The organism is Mycoplasmopsis gallinacea, assembly GCF_900660495.1.
Lineage (GTDB): Bacteria > Bacillota_I > Bacilli_A > Mycoplasmatales > Metamycoplasmataceae > Mycoplasmopsis > Mycoplasmopsis gallinacea.
Window position 1 is genome coordinate 900,305 of the sequence record NZ_LR214950.1, and the last position, 23,852, is coordinate 924,156.

16 protein-coding genes are annotated in these 23,852 nt (G+C 27.7%); 8 read left to right on the top strand and 8 right to left on the bottom strand.

What is annotated here, in order from left to right:
* Positions 1 to 6 precede the first annotated feature (6 nt).
* The 7 genes from dnaE (at position 7) to gap (ending at position 8,421) form a co-directional block, all read left to right on the top strand.
* Entirely contained in the window at positions 7 to 2,946 is a 2,940-nt protein-coding gene (dnaE, locus tag EXC51_RS03600) for a DNA polymerase III subunit alpha (protein ID WP_129620553.1), read from the top strand.
* Positions 2,936 to 3,832 (top strand): 5'-3' exonuclease, encoded by an 897-nt coding sequence (locus EXC51_RS03605; protein ID WP_129620554.1) that lies wholly within the window; start codon positions 2,936 to 2,938, stop codon positions 3,830 to 3,832. Before dnaE ends, EXC51_RS03605 begins: the two co-directional genes overlap by 11 nt.
* Complete coding sequence (locus EXC51_RS03610; protein ID WP_129620555.1) at positions 3,808 to 4,389, top strand: dephospho-CoA kinase; 582 nt, start codon at positions 3,808 to 3,810, stop codon at positions 4,387 to 4,389. The genes EXC51_RS03605 and EXC51_RS03610 overlap by 25 nt, the downstream gene beginning before the upstream one ends.
* Before the next feature lie 37 nt (positions 4,390 to 4,426).
* A complete protein-coding gene (locus EXC51_RS03615) occupies positions 4,427 to 5,467 on the top strand; it encodes a replication initiation and membrane attachment family protein (RefSeq protein ID WP_129620556.1) in 1,041 nt (346 codons plus the stop codon).
* A 31-nt stretch (positions 5,468 to 5,498) separates the two neighbouring features.
* Entirely contained in the window at positions 5,499 to 6,437 is a 939-nt protein-coding gene (locus tag EXC51_RS03620) for a hypothetical protein (protein WP_129620557.1), read from the top strand.
* Positions 6,437 to 7,270: a methionyl-tRNA formyltransferase gene (fmt, locus tag EXC51_RS03625; protein ID WP_129620558.1), complete on the top strand. Its 834-nt coding sequence runs from the start codon at positions 6,437 to 6,439 to the stop codon at positions 7,268 to 7,270. Before EXC51_RS03620 ends, fmt begins: the two co-directional genes overlap by 1 nt.
* Positions 7,271 to 7,416: 146 nt before the next feature.
* Positions 7,417 to 8,421 carry a type I glyceraldehyde-3-phosphate dehydrogenase gene (gene gap / locus EXC51_RS03630; RefSeq protein WP_129620559.1) on the top strand — a complete coding sequence of 335 codons (1,005 nt, stop codon included), beginning with the start codon at positions 7,417 to 7,419 and terminating at the stop codon, positions 8,419 to 8,421.
* A 159-nt stretch (positions 8,422 to 8,580) separates the two neighbouring features.
* Here the strand turns inward: gap and EXC51_RS03635 are convergent, their stop codons facing one another.
* Genes EXC51_RS03635 through EXC51_RS03645 form a run of 3 tightly spaced genes read right to left on the bottom strand, consistent with a single transcriptional unit; the run spans position 8,581 to position 10,444 of the window.
* Complete coding sequence (locus EXC51_RS03635; protein ID WP_129620560.1) at positions 8,581 to 9,075, bottom strand: redoxin domain-containing protein; 495 nt, start codon at positions 9,073 to 9,075, stop codon at positions 8,581 to 8,583.
* The gene (locus EXC51_RS03640) at positions 9,075 to 9,605 is read right to left on the bottom strand and encodes a hypothetical protein (protein ID WP_129620561.1); all 531 of its coding nucleotides are present in this window, start codon (positions 9,603 to 9,605) and stop codon (positions 9,075 to 9,077) included. Before EXC51_RS03640 ends, EXC51_RS03635 begins: the two co-directional genes overlap by 1 nt.
* A gap of 2 nt (positions 9,606 to 9,607) precedes the next feature.
* Positions 9,608 to 10,444, bottom strand: a complete 837-nt coding sequence (locus tag EXC51_RS03645; protein ID WP_129620562.1) for a GNAT family N-acetyltransferase — start codon at positions 10,442 to 10,444, stop codon at positions 9,608 to 9,610.
* Positions 10,445 to 11,472: 1,028 nt separating this feature from the next.
* Here EXC51_RS03645 and EXC51_RS03650 point away from each other — a divergent pair.
* Positions 11,473 to 13,008 carry an MATE family efflux transporter gene (locus EXC51_RS03650; RefSeq protein ID WP_129620563.1) on the top strand — a complete coding sequence of 512 codons (1,536 nt, stop codon included), beginning with the start codon at positions 11,473 to 11,475 and terminating at the stop codon, positions 13,006 to 13,008.
* Between the two features lie 47 nt (positions 13,009 to 13,055).
* Here the strand turns inward: EXC51_RS03650 and EXC51_RS03655 are convergent, their stop codons facing one another.
* The 5 genes from EXC51_RS03655 to EXC51_RS03675 all read right to left on the bottom strand — a co-directional run bounded on the left by EXC51_RS03655 (position 13,056) and on the right by EXC51_RS03675 (position 23,603).
* On the bottom strand, positions 13,056 to 15,890 hold the full coding sequence (locus tag EXC51_RS03655) for an MGA_1079 family surface serine endopeptidase (RefSeq protein WP_129620564.1): 2,835 nt from the start codon (positions 15,888 to 15,890) through the stop codon (positions 13,056 to 13,058).
* Entirely contained in the window at positions 15,830 to 20,413 is a 4,584-nt protein-coding gene (locus tag EXC51_RS03660) for a lipoprotein 17-related variable surface protein (RefSeq protein WP_129620565.1), read from the bottom strand. Before EXC51_RS03660 ends, EXC51_RS03655 begins: the two co-directional genes overlap by 61 nt.
* A gap of 79 nt (positions 20,414 to 20,492) precedes the next feature.
* Positions 20,493 to 21,146: a LemA family protein gene (locus EXC51_RS03665; protein WP_129620566.1), complete on the bottom strand. Its 654-nt coding sequence runs from the start codon at positions 21,144 to 21,146 to the stop codon at positions 20,493 to 20,495.
* Between the two features lie 58 nt (positions 21,147 to 21,204).
* A complete protein-coding gene (locus EXC51_RS03670) occupies positions 21,205 to 22,281 on the bottom strand; it encodes a hypothetical protein (RefSeq protein WP_129620567.1) in 1,077 nt (358 codons plus the stop codon).
* 11 nt (positions 22,282 to 22,292) lie between these two features.
* Positions 22,293 to 23,603, bottom strand: coding sequence for an aldehyde dehydrogenase family protein (locus tag EXC51_RS03675; protein ID WP_129620568.1), 1,311 nt, complete (start codon positions 23,601 to 23,603; stop codon positions 22,293 to 22,295).
* Positions 23,604 to 23,852 lie beyond the last annotated feature (249 nt).

Consider the following 23,852-nt stretch of genomic DNA (forward strand, 5'->3'; position numbering starts at 1 on the left):
TAAGTTATGAAAAAACCAATTTACTTCCATACAAATACCGAATTTTCATTTTTACAATCAACAATAAAAATGAACTCTCTTTTTGAAGAAGTTCTTAAAAATGAGATTGATCATATTGCTTTAACTGATGTAGAAAACCTTTATGGATTACCTCAGGTTTGAGAATTTGCTAAGAAAAATGGTAAAAAGGCAATTATTGGAATTGAGCTTAATTTGGAAAGAGCTACCATTATTGTTATTGCTAAAAATTTTGCTGGATATCAAAAAATTAATAAGATTATTTTTGACCGTAGTAAGGGTGAAAATATCGAACTAGCAAGCTTAGAAGATCCAAATTTAATCATAATTGACCATGCTCAAAAAGGGTTTTATGCTCAAAATTTAATGCCGCAAAAAATGCTTTCAAACTTTTATTGAAACGGTAAAAATCCTATTTTAAATAGCCAAACGCTTTATGTTCCGACTAAAAAAGTAATTACCCTTGATGATAACCAAATCTTGCATTATATGCGTAAAATTGGAAACCACGAAAATGATAATCATACTTACTTAGATTTTTATGATGCTCAAGATTTTCAAGATGTTTCTGATTCTGTTTATGCCCAAATGCTAGATGTATATGGTCAAATTGAAGCTTTTGAAATTTCTTCTGAAATCAAAATGGCAATTTATGATGAAAACCCACGAAAAGAGCTTGAAAAGTTAATTTATAACGATCGTTATGAAGCTTTATTAAAAAGATATTCTAAAGAAGAAGTTGATCAAAGAATTGCCTATGAAATTTCAGTTATTTCATCTTTAAAATTTGAAAATTATTTCTTAATTATCCAAGATGTTTTAAATTTTGCGCGTCAGCAAAACATTTATGTAGGTCCTGGCCGTGGAAGTGCTTCTGGTTCACTTATTTCTTACCTTTTAAAAATTACAAGTGTTAATCCACTTGAATATGATCTTCTTTTTGAACGTTTTTTAAATGTAGATAGAATTTCACTTCCTGATATTGATATTGATATTCAAGATGATCGCAGGGATGAACTGCTTGAATATATCAAAAACAAATATGGAAGTGATAAATGTGGTTTAATTACTACTTTTCAAACTTTAGCTTTAAAAGGTTCGCTTCGTGATGTTGGTCGTGTTATGAACGTGCCAATTCCTGAAATTGATTTGCTTTCAAATTCAATTTCTAAGTTCGATACTTCACTTGAAGAAGCTTATTTAAAGAACAAAAAATACAAAATTTTAATTGATAAATTAGAACAAAGATTCCCTAATTTTCACTACATAGCTTCCAAAATTGAAGGGTTTCCGCGTCAAAAAGGAATTCACGCTGCAGGTGTGATTATTTGCAATAAACCTTTATATGATGTAGTTCCTTATGAAACAAGTGATAATACCTTAAACCAAGTGCAATTTAGCATGGATTATCTTGAACGTTATGGACTAATTAAAATTGACTTTTTAGGGCTTAAAAATCTTTCATTAATTGAACAAATTGAAAAACTTATTCCTGAAAAAGAACACTTTGATAACTTAATTAATCAATCATATTCACTTTTTAATGACCAAAGAACTTTTTCAATGCTTAATAACCTTAAAACCTTAGGGATTTTCCAACTTGAATCTGAGGGTATGACTAAAGCAATTAAAGATGTTGGAATTGATTCATTTGAAGATATTTATGCTATTATTTCTCTTTTTAGACCAGGTCCAATGCAGTATATTCCAGAATATGCAAAAAACAAACAAGATCCAAGTTTAATTAACAAAATTCACCCGCTTTATGATGAAATTGTATTGCCAACTTATGGAATTATTGTATATCAAGAGCAAATTATGCAAATTGCTCAAAAGGTAGCTGGAATGTCATTTGCACAAGCAGATTTACTGCGTAGAGCTATTAGTAAAAAAGATGAAACTAAACTTCATAGCTACAAACAAATTTTCTTTGAAGGTGGACTTAAAAACAATATTAATGAAGCTGATTTAGAAAATATTTATGCTAACATTGAAAAATTTGCTCAGTATGGATTTAACAAATCCCACGCGGTTGCTTATGCTTTTATTTCTTATAAATTAGCCTACTATAAAGCAAGGTTCCCAAAGCAATTTTATAAAGTGCTTTTAACTAATGCTTCAAGCGATTTACAAAGCATTCGTAAGTATGTAAACGAAGCAAATTCACAAGGGATTAAGGTGTTTTCGCCTCTTATTAATTACTCGAGCAGAATTTGTGAAATTAATGAAAACGGTGTCTTTTTACCGCTGATTATGATTAAGGGAATTGGTGAAGTAGCTTGCAGAAAAATTATTCTTGAAATAGCACGTGGCGGCATTTACCAGAACTTTTTTGATGCTTATTTAAGAATGCGCCTTGTAGGTATTGGTGAAAGCAATATTGAAACTTTAATTAAAGCAAGTGCTTTTAGACAATTTAATAACACCGAAACACTTCTTAAAAATATGCCAATGCTCCAAAGTATTTATGAAATGCTTGAAAGCGAAATTAAACTTAAAAAAGCAAGTGATAAATTTGCTGAATATGACTCATTTATAGAGAAAAATAAAATTTTTGAGATTCAAATGACACATTATGAAGATGATCTTAATGAAATTATTAAATATGAATCAACACTACTTGGTTCACCTTATAATGCTTCAATTACAGGTAGATATGAAAAAGATGTTAAGCTTGCAAACTTAAAAGAAAACCAATATGAATTTTTATACGTTTATTTATCAAAAGTAACTAAAAATTCCAAAGACAATATGATTGCAACTATAAGCGATTCCTCAAAAACTGTTGTAGCTTACGGATTTAGTGATAATGTTAAAGATTTAGTTAATTTTAATAAACCAAGGGTAATTGTAGTGGGAATAAGCAAAAGTTCAAAAGGATATTACATTATTAAATCATGAGAGGAACTAAAAGAAGATGAAAAATAAACTAAGTTTAGTTATTGATGGAAACTATTTAATGTTTCAATCTTTTTATGCAACCTATCGAGGTGATGTCGATAAAATTATGCGTTCTAGCAAAGGAGTTCCTACTAATGCTTTATCACTATTTTTATTTCAGTTATTAAAGCTGCTCAATTACTTTGAACCAACTCATCTTTTTGTAGCTTTTGATTCATACTCAAAAACCAAAAGACATGAGCTATATGAAGAATACAAAAGCGGAAGAACTAAAGCTCCAAATGAACTTTGAGAACAATTTAAACTAATTAAAGAAATTCTTAGTAAGCTAAAAGTTAATTATTTAGAAAATCCAGGTGATGAAGCAGATGATTTAATTGCAACTTATTGCTCTAAAATTCAGGGAGAAAAGGTTATTTTCTCACGTGATAAAGACTTACTTCAGCTTGTAAATAGTGACACATCCGTAATTGAAAAAGGTGATTGAGATTATGATTTAATTGACGTGGATAATTTTGTAGATAATTACGGAATTACTCCAAATCAAATTCCAGATTATAAAGGTCTTAGGGGTGATTCAAGCGATAATTTAAAAGGAGTTAAAGGAATTGGTGATAAAACTGCGATTAAACTTTTAAATGAGTTTCATACCCTTGAAAACCTTTATGATAACCTTGAATCTAAGTCAATTACTAATTCTGTCAAAAACAAGCTTATTTTAGATAAAGACAGCGCTTTTTTCTGTAAACAATTAGCTATTTTAAACAAAGAAGTTGATGTGCTTAATTTAGATATAAATGCCTATGATATAAACCTTTTAGATCCTTTTGAAGCTCAAGAAATGCTTGATGATCTTGAACTTAGAAAAGTTAGTGAGTACCTTGAAGAATGATACGATTCATCGCAATTGTAGGTAAAATTTGTTCTGGAAAAACTACTTTTTTAAATGTAGCTAAAAAGCTAGGTTATAAAGTATTTATTGCAGATCAATTTATTAATGATTTATATATTCATAGTCCAAATTTTCTTAGAATCATTAAAGAAAAATTTGGAGATTTTGTTATTGAAAATAATGCAGTTTCAAAAGACAAAATTAAGCAATTAATTAGCTTAGATAAAAGCGTGCTTACCTTTTTAGAAAGTGTAATTAATGATTTTATTAAGGAAGAATTTGAAAAAAATGATTATGATTTTGCTGAGCTTCCAATTTTAAAAAATGATGTTTATGATTTTACAAAATACGTTTCACAAATATGAAATATGGAAATTAACTTAGCAGAAAGAATTGCTTTTTGCAACAAGCGAAATGTATCAACCCAAATAATGGAACAATTTGATAAACGCAACAATTTCAATTGAGAAACAATGGAATTTTTTGAAAATATTAAAGTGGTAAATATTCCGCTAAATATGAGAAATAATTCCAAAAAAATTGAAATTTTTATAAAAAAATGGATTAAAACCATTTAAAATTAATATTACTTAACTATCAAAATAGGAGATTAAAATGAGCAATAATTCATTAAGGTACAAATACTTCAGATTATCAGTAAACGGAAGAATTGAAGCTTCTGATTTTCGTAATTTAAGAACACTTTACGCTCCTATTTTGAAAAACGAGTCTATTTTATTATACGAGTATCTTAACGACTATCTTGATGGTGCAGTTTCAAAAAATAGTGAAATTGATTTTGAAACTTTCATTATCTATTTAAATATGTCAAGAGAGAAAATTAATGAAGCTAGAAAAGAATTAGAAGCATATGGGCTTTTAAATACTTATTATGATGATCAAGCTTCATTAACTGTTTTTGTGCTCCAACCTCCACTTAATGGACATAGCATTGAAAAAAATGCTTTTGTTAAGAAGTTCTTAATTGAAAGAATTGGAGAAACTAATTACAAACACTTGATTAATAAACTTAACAAACAAAATAATCTGAATTTAAATGAACTTCAAGATGTTTCTTCAAGTATTTTTGAAATTGTTGATATTAAAAAACTTGAAATTTCACACCCAAGTCCAAGACTTTTTGATTCTAAGCCAGTTTATGAAAGCCCTTCAGTTTCATACACCCTTACAACTGAGAAATTTATGACTCTTGGAGCTACCAAAAACAATGATGGTGAAATCAAACGTTTTGTTAAAGAAGTTAATACACCAATGAAGCTTGAAATTGGTAATACTCACTATTCAAATGAATATGAAGCACTCTTAAAACTTTCATGTCAAGACTTTGCACAGCAATTATTAAATCGTAATTTAACAAGTTCTGAAAACATCACTATTGATATTTGAAAATCACACTTTGGAGATGTGAAAATTGTTAATTTATTCATCTATTTTGCAATCAAATCACACCCAAATGCTAAACTTACTTGAACTAAATATGCTCGTGCATATTATGATGAAGTTAAATCAACTAAACTTTCAAGTTTCGAAGAGATTGAAAACTACCTTGATGGTAAATTTAAAACCACCAATTCACTTATTGAAGTTTATAAATCTAAAGAAATTATGAAAAATGTTTATTTAAAAGAAAACTAAAATACCTTATAATTTTTTTGAAGGTATTATTATGAATCAACAAGAATATGAAATTTTCAAAAATAAACAATTAATGATTCTTAAAAGAAGCAATGCCATTATTTCTCGCATTGCTTCTTTAAATATTACAGATGATGAGCTTTGAAATAGTTTTGCTGAATTTGCTAAAATCGCCGTTGAAAGCCAAATGGATAAAAGTACACTCATTTCAATGCTTGAAGTAAAGCGTGACGAACAAGGAAAAATCACTTTTTATAATAAGTTTTTAGATAATCAGGTTGCTAAAAAGTTTTTAATTGATAATAACTTAGAACTTTCATTTGTTTCGGAAATTGATACTACCGACCTTTTTAGCGAAGAAAAACTTTCTGAAAGTGGTGATGAATTTGAAACAACCACTGATTTTTCTTTATATAGCTACCAAATTACTTTCAAACGCTTCTTACAAACAAATAAGAAAATTAGACTTAGATTCAGACAAAAAGGGCTTTATTTATATGGTAATTTTTATAGCAAAAGAGAGCAATATTTAAAAGAAATTGCTAATGATTTTGCTTATGCAAATTTTCAAACTTGCTACATTAACATTTTTGATTTATATAACTTTATTATTTCTGGATTTAAAAGTGATACTAAAAATAATTCATATAGCCCAGATTTTCTTATCAAAAAAATGTCTGAAGCTGAAGTTTTAGTTCTTGATGGTTTTGGAACGCAAAAAATCAATTCTTGATTTTTAGAAAACGTTATTTTAAAAGTTTTAATTCAAAGAATGCGCCATCAAAATGAAAAAATTACTTTTGTAGGTGGAACATCTAATTTAGAGCACCTTAAAAAATCAACTATTAAGCAGTATGAAAATGATTCAAGAAACAAAAACCACATTGAAGAAAATATGTCTATTTTCGTTCAATTAGTGCAAAAAATCACTAAAGATAGTTTTTGAATTGGATCTGACTTGGAGGATTAATGAAAATATTACTTGCTGGAACTCCATCTTTTTCGGTTCCGATTTTTGAAGAAGTTATTAAAAATTTTGAAGTTGTTGCAGTTGTTTCACAGCCAGATAAACCTGCTAATCGTGGGTATAAATTAGAACCTACCCCGGTTAAATTATTAGCTGAAAAATATAACTTAAAAGTATTTCAACCTAATAAAATTTCAGAAATTTATGATGAGCTGGAAAAGCTTGATTTTGATGTTTTTCTTAGCTGCGCTTTTGGTCAATTTGTTCCTGATAAAGTTTTAAAATTAGCTAAAAAAGCAGCCTTAAATGTACATGGATCACTATTACCTAAATACCGCGGGGCAGCTCCGATTCAATACTCACTTTTAAATGGAGATAAGCAAACAGGAATTACCATTATTTATATGGTAAATAAAATGGATGCTGGTGATATGATCTTTAAAAAATCAATTGATATTGAAGATACTGACACAAGTGATTCACTTTTTGAAAAGCTTTCTATTTTAGGCACCGAAAATATTGTTAGCTGATTAAAAGATTTTGAAAAAGGTAATTTTACTGCTGAAGTGCAAGATGAAAACCAGGTGGTTTTAAGTCCAAAACTTCTTAAAGAAGATGCGCTTTTAGAACCAACATTAACTACTGAAGAAGCTTTCAATAAAATTCGTGCTTTTTCATCAAATCCAGGAGCTTATTTATTTGTCAATGGAAAACGTTTAAAGGTATATTATGCAAGTAAAAAGTTAATCAAGAATGCTCCAATTTTGGAATTTAGTGATGGAAAATTATATGCTCAAGATTACCAATTTGAATCTAAAAAAAGAGTCAAACTTTAAATGGTAGCAATACCACATTAAAATTTAACATTTTATGCATTTATCATTTAAAATGTTTATAATATAGATAACAAATTAGAATAATATTTTGTATAGAAAGTTATTAAGTTTGTTTAAAAATATTTAAAAATAAGAAAGGCTTAAATATGAAAAAAATCGCTATTAACGGTTTCGGAAGAATCGGTAGATTAGTATTCCGTCGTCTTTTAGAAACAAAAAACTCAGATTTAGAAGTTGTTGCAGTTAACGACTTAACAGATGCTAAAACATTAGCACACTTATTAAAATACGATACAGCTTTTGGACCTTTAGCTGCTGAAGTTTCTGCTACAGAAAACTCAATCGTTGTTGATGGAAAAGAAATTAAAGTATTTGCAGAAAGAGACCCAAAAAACTTACCATGAGGTCAATTAGACATTGATCTTGTTATTGAATCAACAGGTTTCTTTGTTAAAAAAGATCTTGCTTCATTACACTTAGAAGCAGGTGCTAAAAAAGTTGTTGTTTCAGCTCCAGCTGGAAGCGATGTTAAAACAATCGTTTACAACGTAAACCACGAAACATTAAACGCAGATGACAAAGTTATTTCAGGTGCTTCATGTACAACAAACTGTTTAGCTCCAGTTGTTAAAGTATTAGTTGACAACTTCGGACTTGAATCAGGATTTATGACAACAATCCACTCATACACAGGAGACCAAAGATTACAAGATGCGCCTCACCGTGATTTAAGAAGAGCTAGAGCAGCTGCACAAAACATGGTTCCTACATCAACAGGTGCTGCTAAAGCTATCGGATTAGTTATTCCTGAAGCAGCAGGTGTTTTAGACGGTTCAGCAGTTCGTGTTCCTACAATTACAGGATCAATCGTTGACTTAACAGTTACATTATCAAAACAACCTACAGTTGAAGAACTTAACGCTGCATTTGCTAAAGCAGCTAACGAAACAATGAAATATGAAACAGCTCCAATCGTTTCATCAGACATCATTGGTTCATCATACGGATCAATTTTTGACCCAGCTTTAACTTCTGTATTAAAATCAGAAAATGGAAAAAACTTATACAAATTATTCTCATGATACGACAATGAAATGTCATACGTTTCACAACTTGTTAGAACAGTATCATACTTTGCAAAATTAAAATAATAATTCAAATTAAACTACATCAAGGGAACTTGATGTAGTTTTTCTTTACTCCTTATTTGCAGACATTAGTGCTAAAAGGGTAAAGAAAAACTGACACTAATTTTGTGTCAGTTTCACTATTTAAGCTCCTAAAAGGTATTAAAAATAGGTTTATTTGGTTTAAATAGCGCTATCAAGGAATTTCTCAAGAGCATCAAAATCTACTTGCTCATGAGTGTTTTCATTAACTTGTTTGTAGATGATTTTGTTATCTTTATCAAGCACGAAAATTGAACGAGCACATAATTGGTATTCATTTATTAATACTCCTAAAAACTCAGCTAATTTTCGAGTTTTATAATCTGAATAAAGCTTCATTTTCTCAATTGGGTGATTGTTGTTATAAACATCAATTGCACTTGGAAGATCCATTGATACACCAATAAAACGTACATTTTGTCTTTCAAGAGACATTGAAGCAAGTCTAATGATTTGTAAATCACAAACTCTTGTATCTACTGATGGGTAAGTAGCAAGTACTGTAAGTCCATCAAAACTATCTAACTTTACATTTTCAAAAGTTCCACTTTGAACTAATTCTAAATTAACTTGATCATTAATTTGAGCACCATCTGGAAGGTGGTATAACTGATCTTTAAAATATACTTTTCTCATTATAATACACTTTCTTTAAATACTTTATATACAGTTGAAAAACTTAATTTAAAGACAAATAAAAGGTAAAAGTTCATTTTTGAAATTAATGATTTTACATTTAAGTCTTTGTTATTATTTAGTTTTTGAGAATAATCATTAATTTTATTGCTTAATTTTTTAAGATAAATTAAAGCATTCTCATCTTTTTTATTATTAAGTTCTTTATCATCAATTTTACTTACAAATTCTTGGAAGTAATTAATAATTAAATTTACTGCGATATTTACTCGGTTAATTATTAAAAGTTCTCTGTAGTTTGAATATTTAGGGTCATTAATAACACTAGAATCAATTAAATGATCAACAACGCCTAAAATAGTTTTTTGTGAAGCGTATGATTTAGCTAAATCTTTAAGAGATGGCATTTCTTTAATAAATTCTTTAATTGTAACTTGAGATATATCAATTGAAATATTTGAAGCAATATAGTTTAATGGTCTGTTTTCTTCTAATTCTGAAATTATTGTATTTTTAATATTATTATTCATAATTACTTTTCTCCTCTTTCAACGTGAATTACCGTAAGTATACCACTGACTTTAAAACCAAGTTTTTGATAAACTTCACCAGCAATTGGATTTTCATAAAATAGTACTGGTATTTTACCTCTTTGCTTAATAATATAGTCACAAAGTTTTACCATACATTTGGTAGCTAATTTTTGATTTCTATATTCTGATAAGGTAAATACTCCGCCAATCATTACGGTTTTATCTGTGTAAGCACTAATTGAAGCATGTGAAACTATTTTATTATCTTTCTCAATAACAAACCCTCAGTAAGCATCTTTGTCAAAAGCGCCTTCTAAGAAGTTTTTATCTAAGTTTTGACTTGCAAAACCTTCAAATTCTTTAATCTGCTTTCTAGATTCAATAATTGAAGGAATATCTTCTTTGGTGAAAATTCTTGCTGAATTATCATCTAAACTAATCTTTTCGTAGAAATAATCCACGTCTAATGAAGCAATGTTTTCTTGAAAAAGTTTTGTTCCTCTTTTGAATTTGTGAATGATGCTTGTGAAAAACTCAACATCACTAGAAGCTGTTATTATGTTCTTTATTTGGTATTTTTCTAAAATTCGGAAAAATGACTCTGGATCAATGTTGTTGTTTTTGTGAAAAATAACTAAATTGGTATGGTAAACATAAAAAACGTTTTCAAATTTATCATCATTTTTAGTTACATATGTTGCAAAGCCTTCTTCATTTAAACCAAAAGTCTGAATATCAAAGATAATGAACATATTTTTTACTGGATCATTTTGATATAAATAATCTAATAAGGACTGTTTTTCTTCATCATTTACTCTTTTTAATTTGTTAAACATAAATTAATTATAAATTAATTTATGGTAAATTTTATTCTCAAAGATAATAAAAATCATAAATATGACAAGTTTTAATATTAATTTTTAAAAAGCAAAAAGCTTAGAATAATTCTTTTTAAATTAGTCAAAATATAACTTTTTAATATTTTTTCACTTTTATAGATTTTAATAACTTTAAAGAAAATGTTTTAATCACTATTTATTTCCTTAGAATAATTAGTTTTGAAAAAACTTATTATTTATATGAACTAAGTATGGCAAAAAAAGGTATAAGAAAACACTGGAACGTCCAGTGTTTAAAAAATTATCCTAAAATATTTATCAATTATATTTTTTATTTAACGAAGGTTTTCATAATGAAAATTTTACTAATATTAATATTTACTAAAGAGAATTAGAATTCACCTTTAGGTTACTTGATTAATCCCTAATTAATAAATAAACTAACTTCCCCAAACTAGTTTACTTATCATTTACTTTTTTTAAAGAAAAGTTTTTTTCTATTTACAAGTAACATAATAATTATAAATAGAACAAAATTTTTTTCAATTTTGCGAACATTTGAAAAAACGTTCTATTTATCTATATTATAGATATAAAAGTTTTCAATCCTTTAAAAATAACTTCAAAAAAAATATTTTTTATGTTAATATGCTACATTTTGACTTTTTTTACATCTATGTAGTAGAATAATTAGAAAAAATAGAGATAAAAAAACATAAGAATTTTATTTTTATAAATAAAAAAATATTACATTAAAAATATTTTATGGAAATATTGCATATTATTTTAAAGTATTTGCAGAATATTTTATACAAAATCAAAAAAGGACTGCATAAATAATACTTTTAATGCTATAATATAGGTACAAAAGTAAAATATATTTGTTTTTTGAGCTGTGCAGAAACAAGAATGTTGAAATCCTTGATTTGTAAAAATGTTTCCACACAGAAAAAATCCATTTTTTGTGTGATAGCTTAAAAAAAGATGATTTTAAACAAAAGAAATAAATTAAAGGTGTTAATCAAATGAATCAAATTAGAACATTTTTTAAAGTTCATTTCCCTGATTCAAAAACGAAGTGGTGACAATATTTTAAATTTGCAATGCCAGTTGTTTTATCAGGGTTGTGTTTTTCATTAAATAACTTTGTAGATAACTTCATGGTTCTTACCGTTAATGGTGGTGCACAAGCTCTTAGTTATGCAAATTTTTATACCTCGATTATTTTGGCCATCTACACCGGAATTGGCTTCATAGGTTCAGCACTTATAGGTCAATACTTGGGGGCTAATGAAATTGAAAAAGCAAGGCAAGTAATTAGGTTAAGAATTATCCTTAGCATAATTGTTGTTGCAGTGTTTGTTATCTTTGCATTTGCAGCACCCACACAGATGATTGAATTAGTTGCTGGTAAGAAAAATCCACTATCTGCAAAAAGCTACGAAGAAAATGTAAGGCTTGCAAAAGATTATCTTAAATACATTACTATTGCTTGAATTCTTCTTGCTTGAACATTCACCTCTGGTAACTTGTTACGTGAGATTGGACTTGGTAAACAATCACTATACTCTACTATAACAACATTACTTACAAATATTGTTTTTAATTCTATCTTCATGTACGGATTAAATATGGGTGTTGTAGGAGCTGCTTTAGCTAGTATTATTGCAAGGGTGTCGGCGGTAATTGGAAACTTCCTTTGTTTATGATTTAACCGTAGAGAATTGAATGTATTTCCTTGACAATTGTTTCATGTCTCATCAGTTATTTTTATGCAATTTATGAAGCGTTTTCCATCAATCTTACTTTCATCAAGCGCAGTGGCATTTAATACAGTTAGACAAGCATTTTACAATAATGCAGATACATCAAATATTCAAGATATAATGAACGTTTCTGTTCTTGCAATTACAGCAACTTTTACTGGTGTATTCACAGCAAGTTTTAGTTCATTTAGTGCCAATGTTGCAAAATATGTAGGGTACCATTTAGGGCGTAGCGAATTCGATGTTGCTATTGATAATGGTAACCATTTAAAAGGGTTTCATTTTGTTTTACAATTTGGTTTAGCTCTATTTTTTGGCGCTTTTTTATTCGTTTTACCTTATATAAGCATTTTTAATAAATCAGCAATTGACAACTGAAAACTATCCCATCCAGGTGCTAGTGAAGCTATTATTAATGAAGTTAGAGTTGCTTACAATAATTATTTAATAGGAACACTTATAATCATGCTTTCATTTAGTCCGATTTGAACTTGATTTGTTACAAGTGGAAGATTAATTTCAGCTGGTGGAAGAAATAACCTTTTATCATTAGTTGAATTTATTACAAGCTTTTTACAACTTGTTTGACTAGGTCTTTTAGCATTTTTTATTGTCGGAAAAGGGCCTGGAAAATGAGAACTTAATGTGGTGTACTTTTACTTAGTTTTCTTCTTATCAGACCTTGTTAAACTAGCTGTTTTTGAGACTGTATATTACAAAATTGAGTGAGCAAAAAACTTAACTCATGAGAAACACACTATAAGCTTCTTTAAGAGAAATAAAGAGAAAAAATAAGGATTTATAAATAAAAATTACCGTCAAATATTGACAGTAATTTTTATTTATTTTTTGTTAAAATCTTTTGGATTAATTATTCAGAAAGGAATACTAATTGAAGGATCTCAAGCGTTAAGTTTCATTACATTTGAAGCAGCTGAATTAATATTTGGAATTGATAGGATATCTTGATTTGGATTTGGGATTCCAAAGTAATTAAATTCTTGAGTTTTGCCATTGGTATAAATACTTGAATATCCAAATCAAGAAGTTAGTGAGAATCAACCAACAGCTGAATTGATTGTTGAAATGTATGTTCCATTTCCATCAATAACTCCAGTTCCACTTTGACCACCACGGACAAAAACTGGAGTAAAGTTTTTGGTTCGGTCATTTTTTAATCCGAAAATTTCACGGTTATCATTAATTGTATTTCTATTAACAATATAACCACTTAATTTTTTATCTGGATAACCTGCAAATAATCTTCCTGTGTAATATTCTGGATAAGTTTCTCAATTAGACATTTGTTTTATTTTTTGAGATGAATATCAAAGATTATCTTTGTTGTAATTATTGAAATTTAAATTTGGTAAGCTAAGCAATTTCTTATATCAAAGGGCAGTTTGGAAGCGACCTTTTTCAATTAACTTATCAATAATTTCGTTTATGTCCACTAAATAGAAAGTAATATCAACGTATTTATTGTTATCACTTTTATCTTCGCTAATTTGATTTCTACCTGTTCAAAACGGAAATATCTTGATAGGCACTGAATAAAGCTGATTTCTTGGTTCATATCCATTATCGACACTATTTTTATATTTGTTAGTTGCAATTCCTAGATCAACTTGAGGTATTCGAGTATTTTGTGTAGGATCTTGCACAGTTGAATCATTGTTAATAACGTGGTTATTGGTGATAGCAAACATTTTACCATCACTAGAATCTAAGCTAGCTTTACCTACAAAAAGTCCGGTTCCTTGAGCACCTGTTAAATAAATTAATGAAGCTCGATTATAAAGATCTTTAACTCTAGAATCTTGATAATGATAGTGCATATATTCAATATCTAATTTATACCCTTCGTGGAATTTGTAAGGTAAATTTTGGTTTGGATCATACTCAAACATTGCGCCTTTGTTGTAATCTTTATTGTAAATAATTAAAGGCACATTTTCGTTAGTGAAACTCATATTTTTATAATCAAACCAGTTAGTTTTATCTTCTTTAAATACTTCTTGGCTAATATTATTTAAATAATCGATTGTAACTGTAGCTCCGTAAGATAAATTAAAGTAAACTGCTTTAGAATTATCAAAAGGAGCATTTGAGTTGGCTTGCAAGGTTTCTAAAACATTATTTCCGACTATTTTGTAGTCATTATTGCCTATAATTTCATATTTAAAATCGATTCCTTCATCAGTTAAATTAAAGGTTAATTTATAATTAATTACTTTATTATTAACTGTTTCAGTTGTTCCATTTATTTGGATAATTTTTTTGCTTTTAAGCTCGTTTCAATCTAAAGAAACGTTAATTCCTTTATCATGTTTAAATACTCTACTAAATGCATTATTATCTAAATAAGCAATGTTTGTATTAAAATGGAAGTTAATCTTAGCATTTTCTTGGTTTTGTCTTTCTAAAAGCTTTTGATAATATTGCTTTTTGAAAGTTCAAGTAACGATATTATTTTGCTTATCTAAGTTAAAAATTACATCTTTATAATTAAGCTCAATTCTTCTTCTCCGCAAGGTTTTATTATTGGCTAAAAATACCTTTTTCATTCCATATTGCGCACTTATTTGACTTAAAATCTCTGCGTAATTTGGGCTAGAATGTGTATTTGTAGCATCTCTAAAATTGCTTATTTCAAATCAAGCATCAGTTTTAATTATGTCATTTTTATTTGTAAATGAACTTGGAGAGTAAGCAAGCTGCACAAGTACTGAATTAGGAAGTGAGTTTACTTTAATTGGATTAACAAATCTAAAGCTTCCAGTATTACCAAAAATTTCAACAAGATTTTTAGAATTGTAACTTAAATTTTGCACACTTACAAAGTTTTGATCAAGCGAGCTATTTTTAACTTTATTAATAAATTCATCTCTTGTAAGGCTGCTTTTTAATGTTTCGTTAATGCTTAAATTATCAAAGGTTATGCTATTGATAATTGCTTCTTTGTAAGCATAAAGAGCATAATCGTTAACAAGATTTTTTAAGTAAATTCGATTAGGAGTAGCGTATCTAATTTTTGGGTTTGCTTTATTAATAAACCCTAATTTAAAACTTAATGTTCCTTTTTCGCTAGCTGAATAATTGCTTTGCACATCAAAATAATAAATAAAGTAATCATTTTTAAGGTCAGTTTCAATATCTACGCTAGTTTCATTATCATTTGGATTTGAAATTGAAGGATGCACGATTATATTATTTGGATCTACGTTGTTAATTGAATTTGGAGATTTGAATTTAAGTAGATAATTAAGCTTATCAAATGCTTTTTGATCAGTAATTAATTTTGGATCAATTAATCTTTTGCTATCTCTAGTTAAGTTATATTCAAAATCAGTGCTATTAATTTGGTTGATTTTACTTATTATCTCACTAGAAGGAGTTTCATATTCTTGGCTTAAAAAGTCGCTTTGATCAAATCATTCTTTGTGAGTTGGATTAAAATCATCTCTATTTAATAATCTGGAACCTTCAAGAGTATAAACTACTGTTTTATGACCTTTTTGGAACACTCCATTTTTGTATAGCCCAAATTGCAAGTAACTTTTACCAAGCAAGTTATCATATTCTCTAGTTTTATTATCTCTTTCATTTTCAGGAACTAGGTGAATTGCAAATTCGCCAAAACTTGGGAGTGTATAAACCGATTCAAAGATATTCAAGCTTCTGAAGCAAGATAATCGGAATGAGTTTTTTCTGATTTCACTTGAGTGAGTTTAAATAGCTCACTAATTCTATTATTTTCAATAATGTTATATAAAAGAAGTTCATTTGCACTAGTTGGAATCTGATTTGAATCCCAGTGGAATGGGAACATAATTTCTTGGTTATCTTTTTTTAGTTTTAAAATAAATCTAAGTGAAGTTGTTCCTTTTAAAGGATCATTAATATCTGTAAAGATGTAGAATTTATTACCATCTTTTTCAGGAACTAAGTCATAAAAGCCTTCAAAAGTTCATCCATCAAAATTAAAATCAAAATTACGAAGAATTATCTCTTTAAATAACTTGTGTTTTTTAGGATCATTTGCCTGAATTTTATCAAAATCAATCCCTTGGTATTCAGGGATATCACGTGCAATTTCCTTAGCTTGAGCTTTGAAATAATCTAGCAGCATGCTTGAAGATGAGTCGTTAAAAATAGGCTGATTTTGGTAATAAGCAGATGGTTTGTAAGTTATGTTGTAAGCTGCTTTTCCAAAGTAAGTGCTAATGTTTTCTTTGTTTTGTCAATCTCTTTGGTTGCTTTGTTTTGTTGGTGAAAGATTTTTTAAGACCTTAATTTCTTGGTTGTTAAATTTGATTTTAACATCAGCTTTAAGCTTAATTACATATGTAGGCATTTCTTGAATTGCTCTAACATCGTTTTTGTTTATTGGAACTGATTTGTTAACTTGCGTAATTTCATTAGTAAGGGAATTTAGGTCTAATTCATAATCAAAAAATCCACTAATTTTATCTAATTTAGGAGCAAAAACTAAATTTCTAATTTTTTTATTTTCTAGCATTTTAGCGTTAGGTAAGCTTTTTAAAAGTGGATAATTAATATCAAAAAGTTGATCTAAATTTGAGTAATTAATTTTATTTACTACTGATTGAATATCATTTTTAGAAACAAACACTCTTTGATAATCAAAACTTATATTTCCTTTAGTTACTCTCATTGTAACTTTAGCTTGGTTAAGATTATCCTTATCAACTAAAACATCTTTAACTTCTAAAGTAATTCCATTAGGTGCATTTAAATCTAAATAATATTTAGCATTTTCTTTATTTAGACTCATTGCATATACTCTAATATTTGGATTATTTGCTAAATCAGCCTTAAAATTAGGTACAAAAGAAGTATCTAACTGATTTTTAATTGCTTCTTGCTCGGTAGTTAATTCTTTAGGAGCAAATCCAGTGATAATTCCTTTTTTAATCTCTGAAGCAACTAGCTGACTTTTATAACTATATTTTGCAACTCTATATTCAAAGTGAATGGTTCTTTCAATATTATCAAAAGCTGTAATTTTTAAATCTGTAATTACTGCATTATTAGGTAAAAGAGCAAAATTAATTTGACTTGCAATTGCGTTATCAGCACTTATGTTTGCTTTATTTGAATATTCATAAGTTGGATTTAGAGCATTTACTTCATTTTTATCACTCATTTTAATTTCATCAGGAGTTAAACCGTTTTTAAAATTGTAAATTATGAATTCTTTAGTATCACTTACAATGTTGCTATTTGTAAATGAAACTTTAGTTGATCTAAGATTGTAATGAATTTTAGCTCATCCAAGCACATCATTAACCTGAATTACATTTACATTAATTAAAGCTGCTTGAGAGTTATTTGATACTATAAAATAGTTATTTTGGTCACTTTCAGAAGCAAAAACAATATCTTTATTATGATAATCAATTGTTAAATTAAGACTATCAATTCTTGCTTTTTCTTCTTTATTATCACTTTCAGTATTAACTAAAAAACCTGATAAAATAAATGTATTTAAATTGCTTTCTACATCAGTAAGCTTATCTTTAGTGGAAACTAATTGATACACAATTTCAACAGTTCCGTTTTCATCATTTGCATTTTGAACTCTTAAAATTTTTATATTTGCGAATTCATTTGCATCGATGTGCCCTAAAAGATCTTCTTTAACAATCGTTGAAGCTTTAGTGTTTTCTTTTGTTTTATCTTGATTTTGAACAACAAATGTTTTAGCTACATTTAAATTGGTAATTAAAGAATTTAATCGAGCTTTTTCAATCTTTTTTCTTTGCGGTAATGTTTGGAAATTTAAAGAAGCATTTCTAAAATTTTTTTCCACAATGTCTGGGTATTTTGATGATCTAAGCTTATATTCAAAACTTAAAATTCCGTTTTGATCATCGATATTAGTTGCTTGAATATCAGCTAACTGAACTCCAAAATCTTGGTTAAGAGTAACTAACATCAAATTAGCTTCTGAAGGTAAAACATTACTTGAATCTGGGTATAAAAAACTTAAATTATTAATCTGATTAATTCTTTGTAATTCAGTTTTAAAGCCGCTAATTGTGTTAAATAAGTTATCAGAAAAACTTTCATCAATTCTAATTGAAACGTTATTGTAATTTAGTGATTTTAAGATGTAAGAAACTTTAATTTTTCCTAGCGCGTCATTAAAGTCATAAATGTGAATGCTATTAGGAATAACTTGAACTTTTAAATCTAAAAGATTTAAATTATCACTTGTTTTGAATGAAATTTTATTAGGATTTATGCTTTGTGCAATTGGAATAATATTTGCTTTATTTGCATAATCTAAAACAAGTTTATTTTTAATTGCTTCAAGTCTTTGAGTTTCTCTTGCTTCAATTGAGCTTAAATTGTTAAACTGAATGATTTTAAAGTTTGACGAATGAATCTGTGTTAAATTAGTTTCAGTTGAATAAAGATAAACTTTAACTGCAACTAATCCATTATTATCATCAATTTGTTCAATGTTTTCAACTTTAACATTATATTTAAGCGAACTTGAGTTAATTGGCTCAAAATCATTGTTTGTAATTTCAGAAGGAAGCTTATTAACTGAAGAGTTTTTTATATTTAAAAGCTGATCATTTGAAAGTGAATTTAAGAGATTATTCAATCTTTCTTGCTCGGTTAAAAAACCCTCAATTACGTAACTTAAATTAGCAATAACTTGATTAGTTAAATTGTTTTTTACACTATAAGATAGGGTTAAATGTCCATTGACATCATCTTTATTTACAATAGTTTTACTTTCAGGGATAATGCTTCAATTATTACTTGCACTTGTAATTGATCAAGTTAAATTATTAACATCACTCACTAAAGTTGCCTTATTTGCAAGTAAGCTACTTGAAGCAGAAATGGCGACAGTAAATTGATTATTTAAAGCTTCTTTTTCATTGGTTAAAAAGTTGCTTAAAGTAAGTGTGTTAGAATTTTCAGAAATAACTTCTAAGTCTTTATTTGAGATAGTATCTAAGTTGTTTTGAGTTGATTTAATTTTGTAACTTAATTCAAGTGTTCCATTTTCATCATTTGCTTTAATTGTTTTTAAATCTCAAATAGCAGCAAGTTGATTTTGTAAAAATGACTCATTAATAACTAAATCATTTAAGGTAATGCTGCTAGCTTTAGTTTGATTTTTATTAATACTTTCTTTAGTTTTAATTAAAGAAACATTGCTTGCTAAATTAATAATAAGCCCATTTATTCTTTCTTGTTCAGTTTTAAAATGGTTTTCATTATTTCCAACTATTATTGTCTTAATTTCTGAATGAATATCACTATATTTAGGATCTGTAGATACCAGAATGTATTCAAGTTTAATTAAACCTAAATAATTATCATATCCTAAAATGTTTTCAACTTGAATAATTGCACTAGAATCACTTAAATTAAGAGTTAGATAATTTTGATAATTATCTATATCGATTTGACTTGGTCTTATTTTGTTATTAATAATACTTACTTTTGGAGCTAAATTATTTAAGCGAGTTTTTTCGTTTTCTTTATCTTGATCAGATACAAAGTTAGCACTATCAAAACCACTAATTGTGGCTACTTTATTTTCAATTAATAACTCATTTGCAAATCTGGGGTCATTTACAGTGAGTGAATAACTGATAGTTAAAGTGTTGTTTTGAAAATCTTTGTTCTGAATTGTAATATCTTTAACAACTAATTGAGAATCATTTATTTGATACACAATTGCGCTAGTGCTAGCTTGATCTAATTCGGTATTTTCTTTGTTGATATAATCAAAACTGACAGAAGCATTTGCAACTTTTAAGCGCAAACTATCTACATAATTTGGGTTTAAAAATCCACTAATTTCAGCAGTTTGCTTCTTAGAAAGCTCCTTACCAATTGCAACTTGGTAGCTAAGAGTGATAAAATCATCACCAATAGCGCTAATTTCTAAATAAGCTAATTTAGCTTCAAGGGTGTTATTAGAAATTATTGCCATCACTTTTTCTACAAGTGCTTGGCTTGTTAAAGTATTTTCTTTATTGGGGTAATCAAAAGAAATACTTAAATTTTCAAATGGATTATTTTCCGATTTATTTTTAGGAGCTTGTTTTTTATGAAGACCAAAAACTAAACCAGTTGTTAATCCAACTACACCAGTAGTTCCAGCTGCTGTAGATGCAATTAAAATTTTTTTATTTTTGTTCATTGTTACCTTCGTTAAATATTAATAATTAATTAATAATTTGGTAAAAAACACGGCTTAATTAAACCATGTTTTTTAATTATTAAAGATTTGCCATTGAAACGTCTTCTCTTTGTTTTGAGCTTGCTCTATATAAAGGCGCTGTTACAAGCCCCATTGTTGAAGCAACAATAGAAGAAGGAACCATAAAGATTTCTGTGTTGAAGCTGTTAACTTTTCCGTTGTAAAGTCTTCTAGCAGCAGCAAGTTCTCTTTCAATGTATGTTGTTTGATCCATTAATTCTTTGTATAACTTATCAGCTTTAAGTTCTGGGTAGTTTTCATAAACAGCCATTAAACGTCCAAAAATAGAATCGTTCATTTTTTGAATTTCTTCAGCATGTGCTACACCATTACCTGCATTAACTAAATTACGGTATTTAGCAACGTCTTCAAAAACTGAAGCTTCATGCACTTTGTAGCTTCTTACTTGGTCAACAAGTTTTGTTAATGTATCAGCTCTTTTTGCAAGTTGCACATCAATTCCTGAAGAAGCTTCGTTAATTGCATTTTGCATTTTAAAGAAGCTGTTTCTTTTTACAAGGTGAAAAATAAGGGGGAAAATAAGTAAAAATGATAAATATCAAATAACTTTTACTGCTGTACCATATTTTGGACCTTTTGCTCTATTATCTGCAACTGGGTTAAATTCTGTTTCTTGAGGTTCTGGATTTCTTTGATCAAATAAATTTGCCATTATAAATACTCCTTTGCTATATATAAGATATGTATATTATACTTTTTATGTTTTAGATTTATCTAAAATAGTTTGTTTTATTCATTATCGAAATTAACGAATAAATGCTGTAGCAATTGTATAACATTGATTTAATTGCTATTTCTAAAAGCTTCTCATTTTTTAAAGATCAAGTAGGTCTAATACCACCAAAATAAGGAACTTTCATTTCGAAATTAATTGCGAATCTCTGGTGATTTTCAAAGATAGCAAATGGGTTTTTAAAAGTGTGAAACACCCCATTTTTAATTAAGAAAATAATTGCTTCAATAGCTTTATCATCAAATAATGATGAAGCTTTTTCTTTATCATTGCTATAGATGCTAAAAAGTTTATTAAGCGAAAGATCTTGTAATTCAAGCTTATTTTTATGATCAAAAAGTTTTTTGCTAAAAAATTCAATGTAGAATTTTTCATCAAGAAGCTTGTGATTTTGCTTAGTAATAATTTCTAAATGAGCACCTTCTATAGTATCTTTAGTTTTGCTATGTGAATCATGTTTAATCCAAGTGTTGTGTCAAATATAAATAGGGTATCCATTGATTTCTAAAGCCATTTTAGCTTCATTTTGTGCTAAATAATACTTGTTAAAATTCTCAGATTTGTAAAAGTTAATTCTTCTTTTTAGTTCTTTGTTATTTGGATCTTCTTCATTACTTTGATATAACTGATCTGCTTTTTCATTTTTAGCAATTAATTTTAAATTGGGGTCTAAAAATTCAAAAAGCTTATTATATAAATTCTCTGGTGTTGAATTATCAATGATAAATTTTATGTACTTAGTCCTAGCTTTTAAATACCTTTTTATTTGATGATATAGAATTAGAAGCTGCATTACAATTTCTATAATGATTATAACTCTGATAATAATAGATAAATTTATATTGGTAAATGACAATCAAAAAAAGGCAATTGAAAATCCAGTAGCAAATACAAAAAATAAAATACATAAGATAAACTGCTTAAGCGCTTTATTATACAAGTTTCTTTGTTCTTTATTTGCCTTGTTTCTAGCAATAAAAGTGAGCAGATCATCTTTTAATACATTCTTTGTCCTTATAACAAATTGATCATAAGTTAAATCATTTTGATGCATTTTTCCTCCTTTTAAAATTTAAAAAACTTGAGCATTTTTAAATATAAATTTAGAATTTTTTCTTTTTTAACTGTATAAGGTAAATTTTTTAATTTAAAAAGTAAATCAAACCTTATTTGAGTGTATGAACTTTTATGGCTAAATAATTCTAGGGAAGCAAATCCGCGATATCTTCCTTTTCCACTTTGCTTAATTCCGCCAAATGATAATTTATTATTTTCTAGAATTCCCATTGTGTTGTTGATCATATAATTTCCAGCTATAAATGAAGTAAAAAAGTTTTGATCTTTTTTGCTTTTACTAAAAATATACATGCTAAGTGGATTAGGATTTAGTTTGTAAACTTGCTCAAATTCACAGATATGTTCATATTCAAAAATTGGAGCAATTGGAGCAAAAATTTCTTCCTTGTAAGCTGCTGAATCTAAGTTGTTTTCCTTAAAGAACTTAGGCATAACTTTTTTATCATTAAGTTTTTTAGCGCCTAAAGAGTGCTCTAAAACTTCTGCTTTGTTAAGTGGAATTAAGTTAACAAGTTCTTTTAGGCTTGGATCTTTTTCAATTATTTTTTCGAGTAATTTATCTACCTTTTGCATAAAAAGGTTTGAAATAGCTTTATCAATAAAAATATAATCAGGAGCTACACAAGTTTGTCCAAAATTCATCATCTTTGCATAAATAAACATTTTGGCCGCTTTTTTAATATTAGCATCTTTAGTAACAATGAATGGAGATTTACCACCAAGTTCAAAGCAGTAGTCAGTTTTATTTATATCAATGTTTTTTAGAATAATTTGTGAAGTTGCATAGCTGCCAGTGAAAAAGACAAAATCAAAAGTAAAATCTTGCAGAGTTTCTTCGATTGTTGAAAACTTATCAATTTTTATATATCTATTTTCTGAGTCTATTTGTAAAATAATCTTCTCCATTACCTTATTTAATTTATTTAAATAAGGGTGGAATTTCAAAGTATTATAATTCCCTGCAATAATTGAACCCACAAGTGGAATAAATAAAAGTTGAAATGGATAATTTCAAGAATTGATAATTAAAACATTTCCTCTTGGATTGTAGATATATCCATATTTAGAGAAAATTCCACCTACTTTTTTAAACTTAATTCTGCTTTGCTTTTTAGATAAAAAGAAGTTAATTTCAGCGATAGTAGGAATAATTTCAGTTAAGGTTGTTTCGTAATGACTTTTATTCATATCTTCTTTTAAAGCTTGCAAAATTTCATTTTGGTTAGCAAAGATAGCATCTTTAAGCTTTTTAAGTAAATTGATACGAATTTGATAATTTAAGGAAATGTTTTTATTCATAAATTAATTATATATAATAATGCGAAATTCGCTTGAAGGTTCTCTTGGTAATCCTGCTCTTTTCTAGAGATTATCTTTGTTCATTAAGATTATTTAGGCAATTTTTACCTTCTTTTTTAATTAATTTTTGCTAATTTAATGCAGATTAAATTTCGTTCTAAAATAGGTGTGTTTTTGTGCTCTTTACACAAATTTACCAGCAAGGGATTAGGAGGAAAATTTAAGGCATTTTAGAGTTTTTAGTAGTGT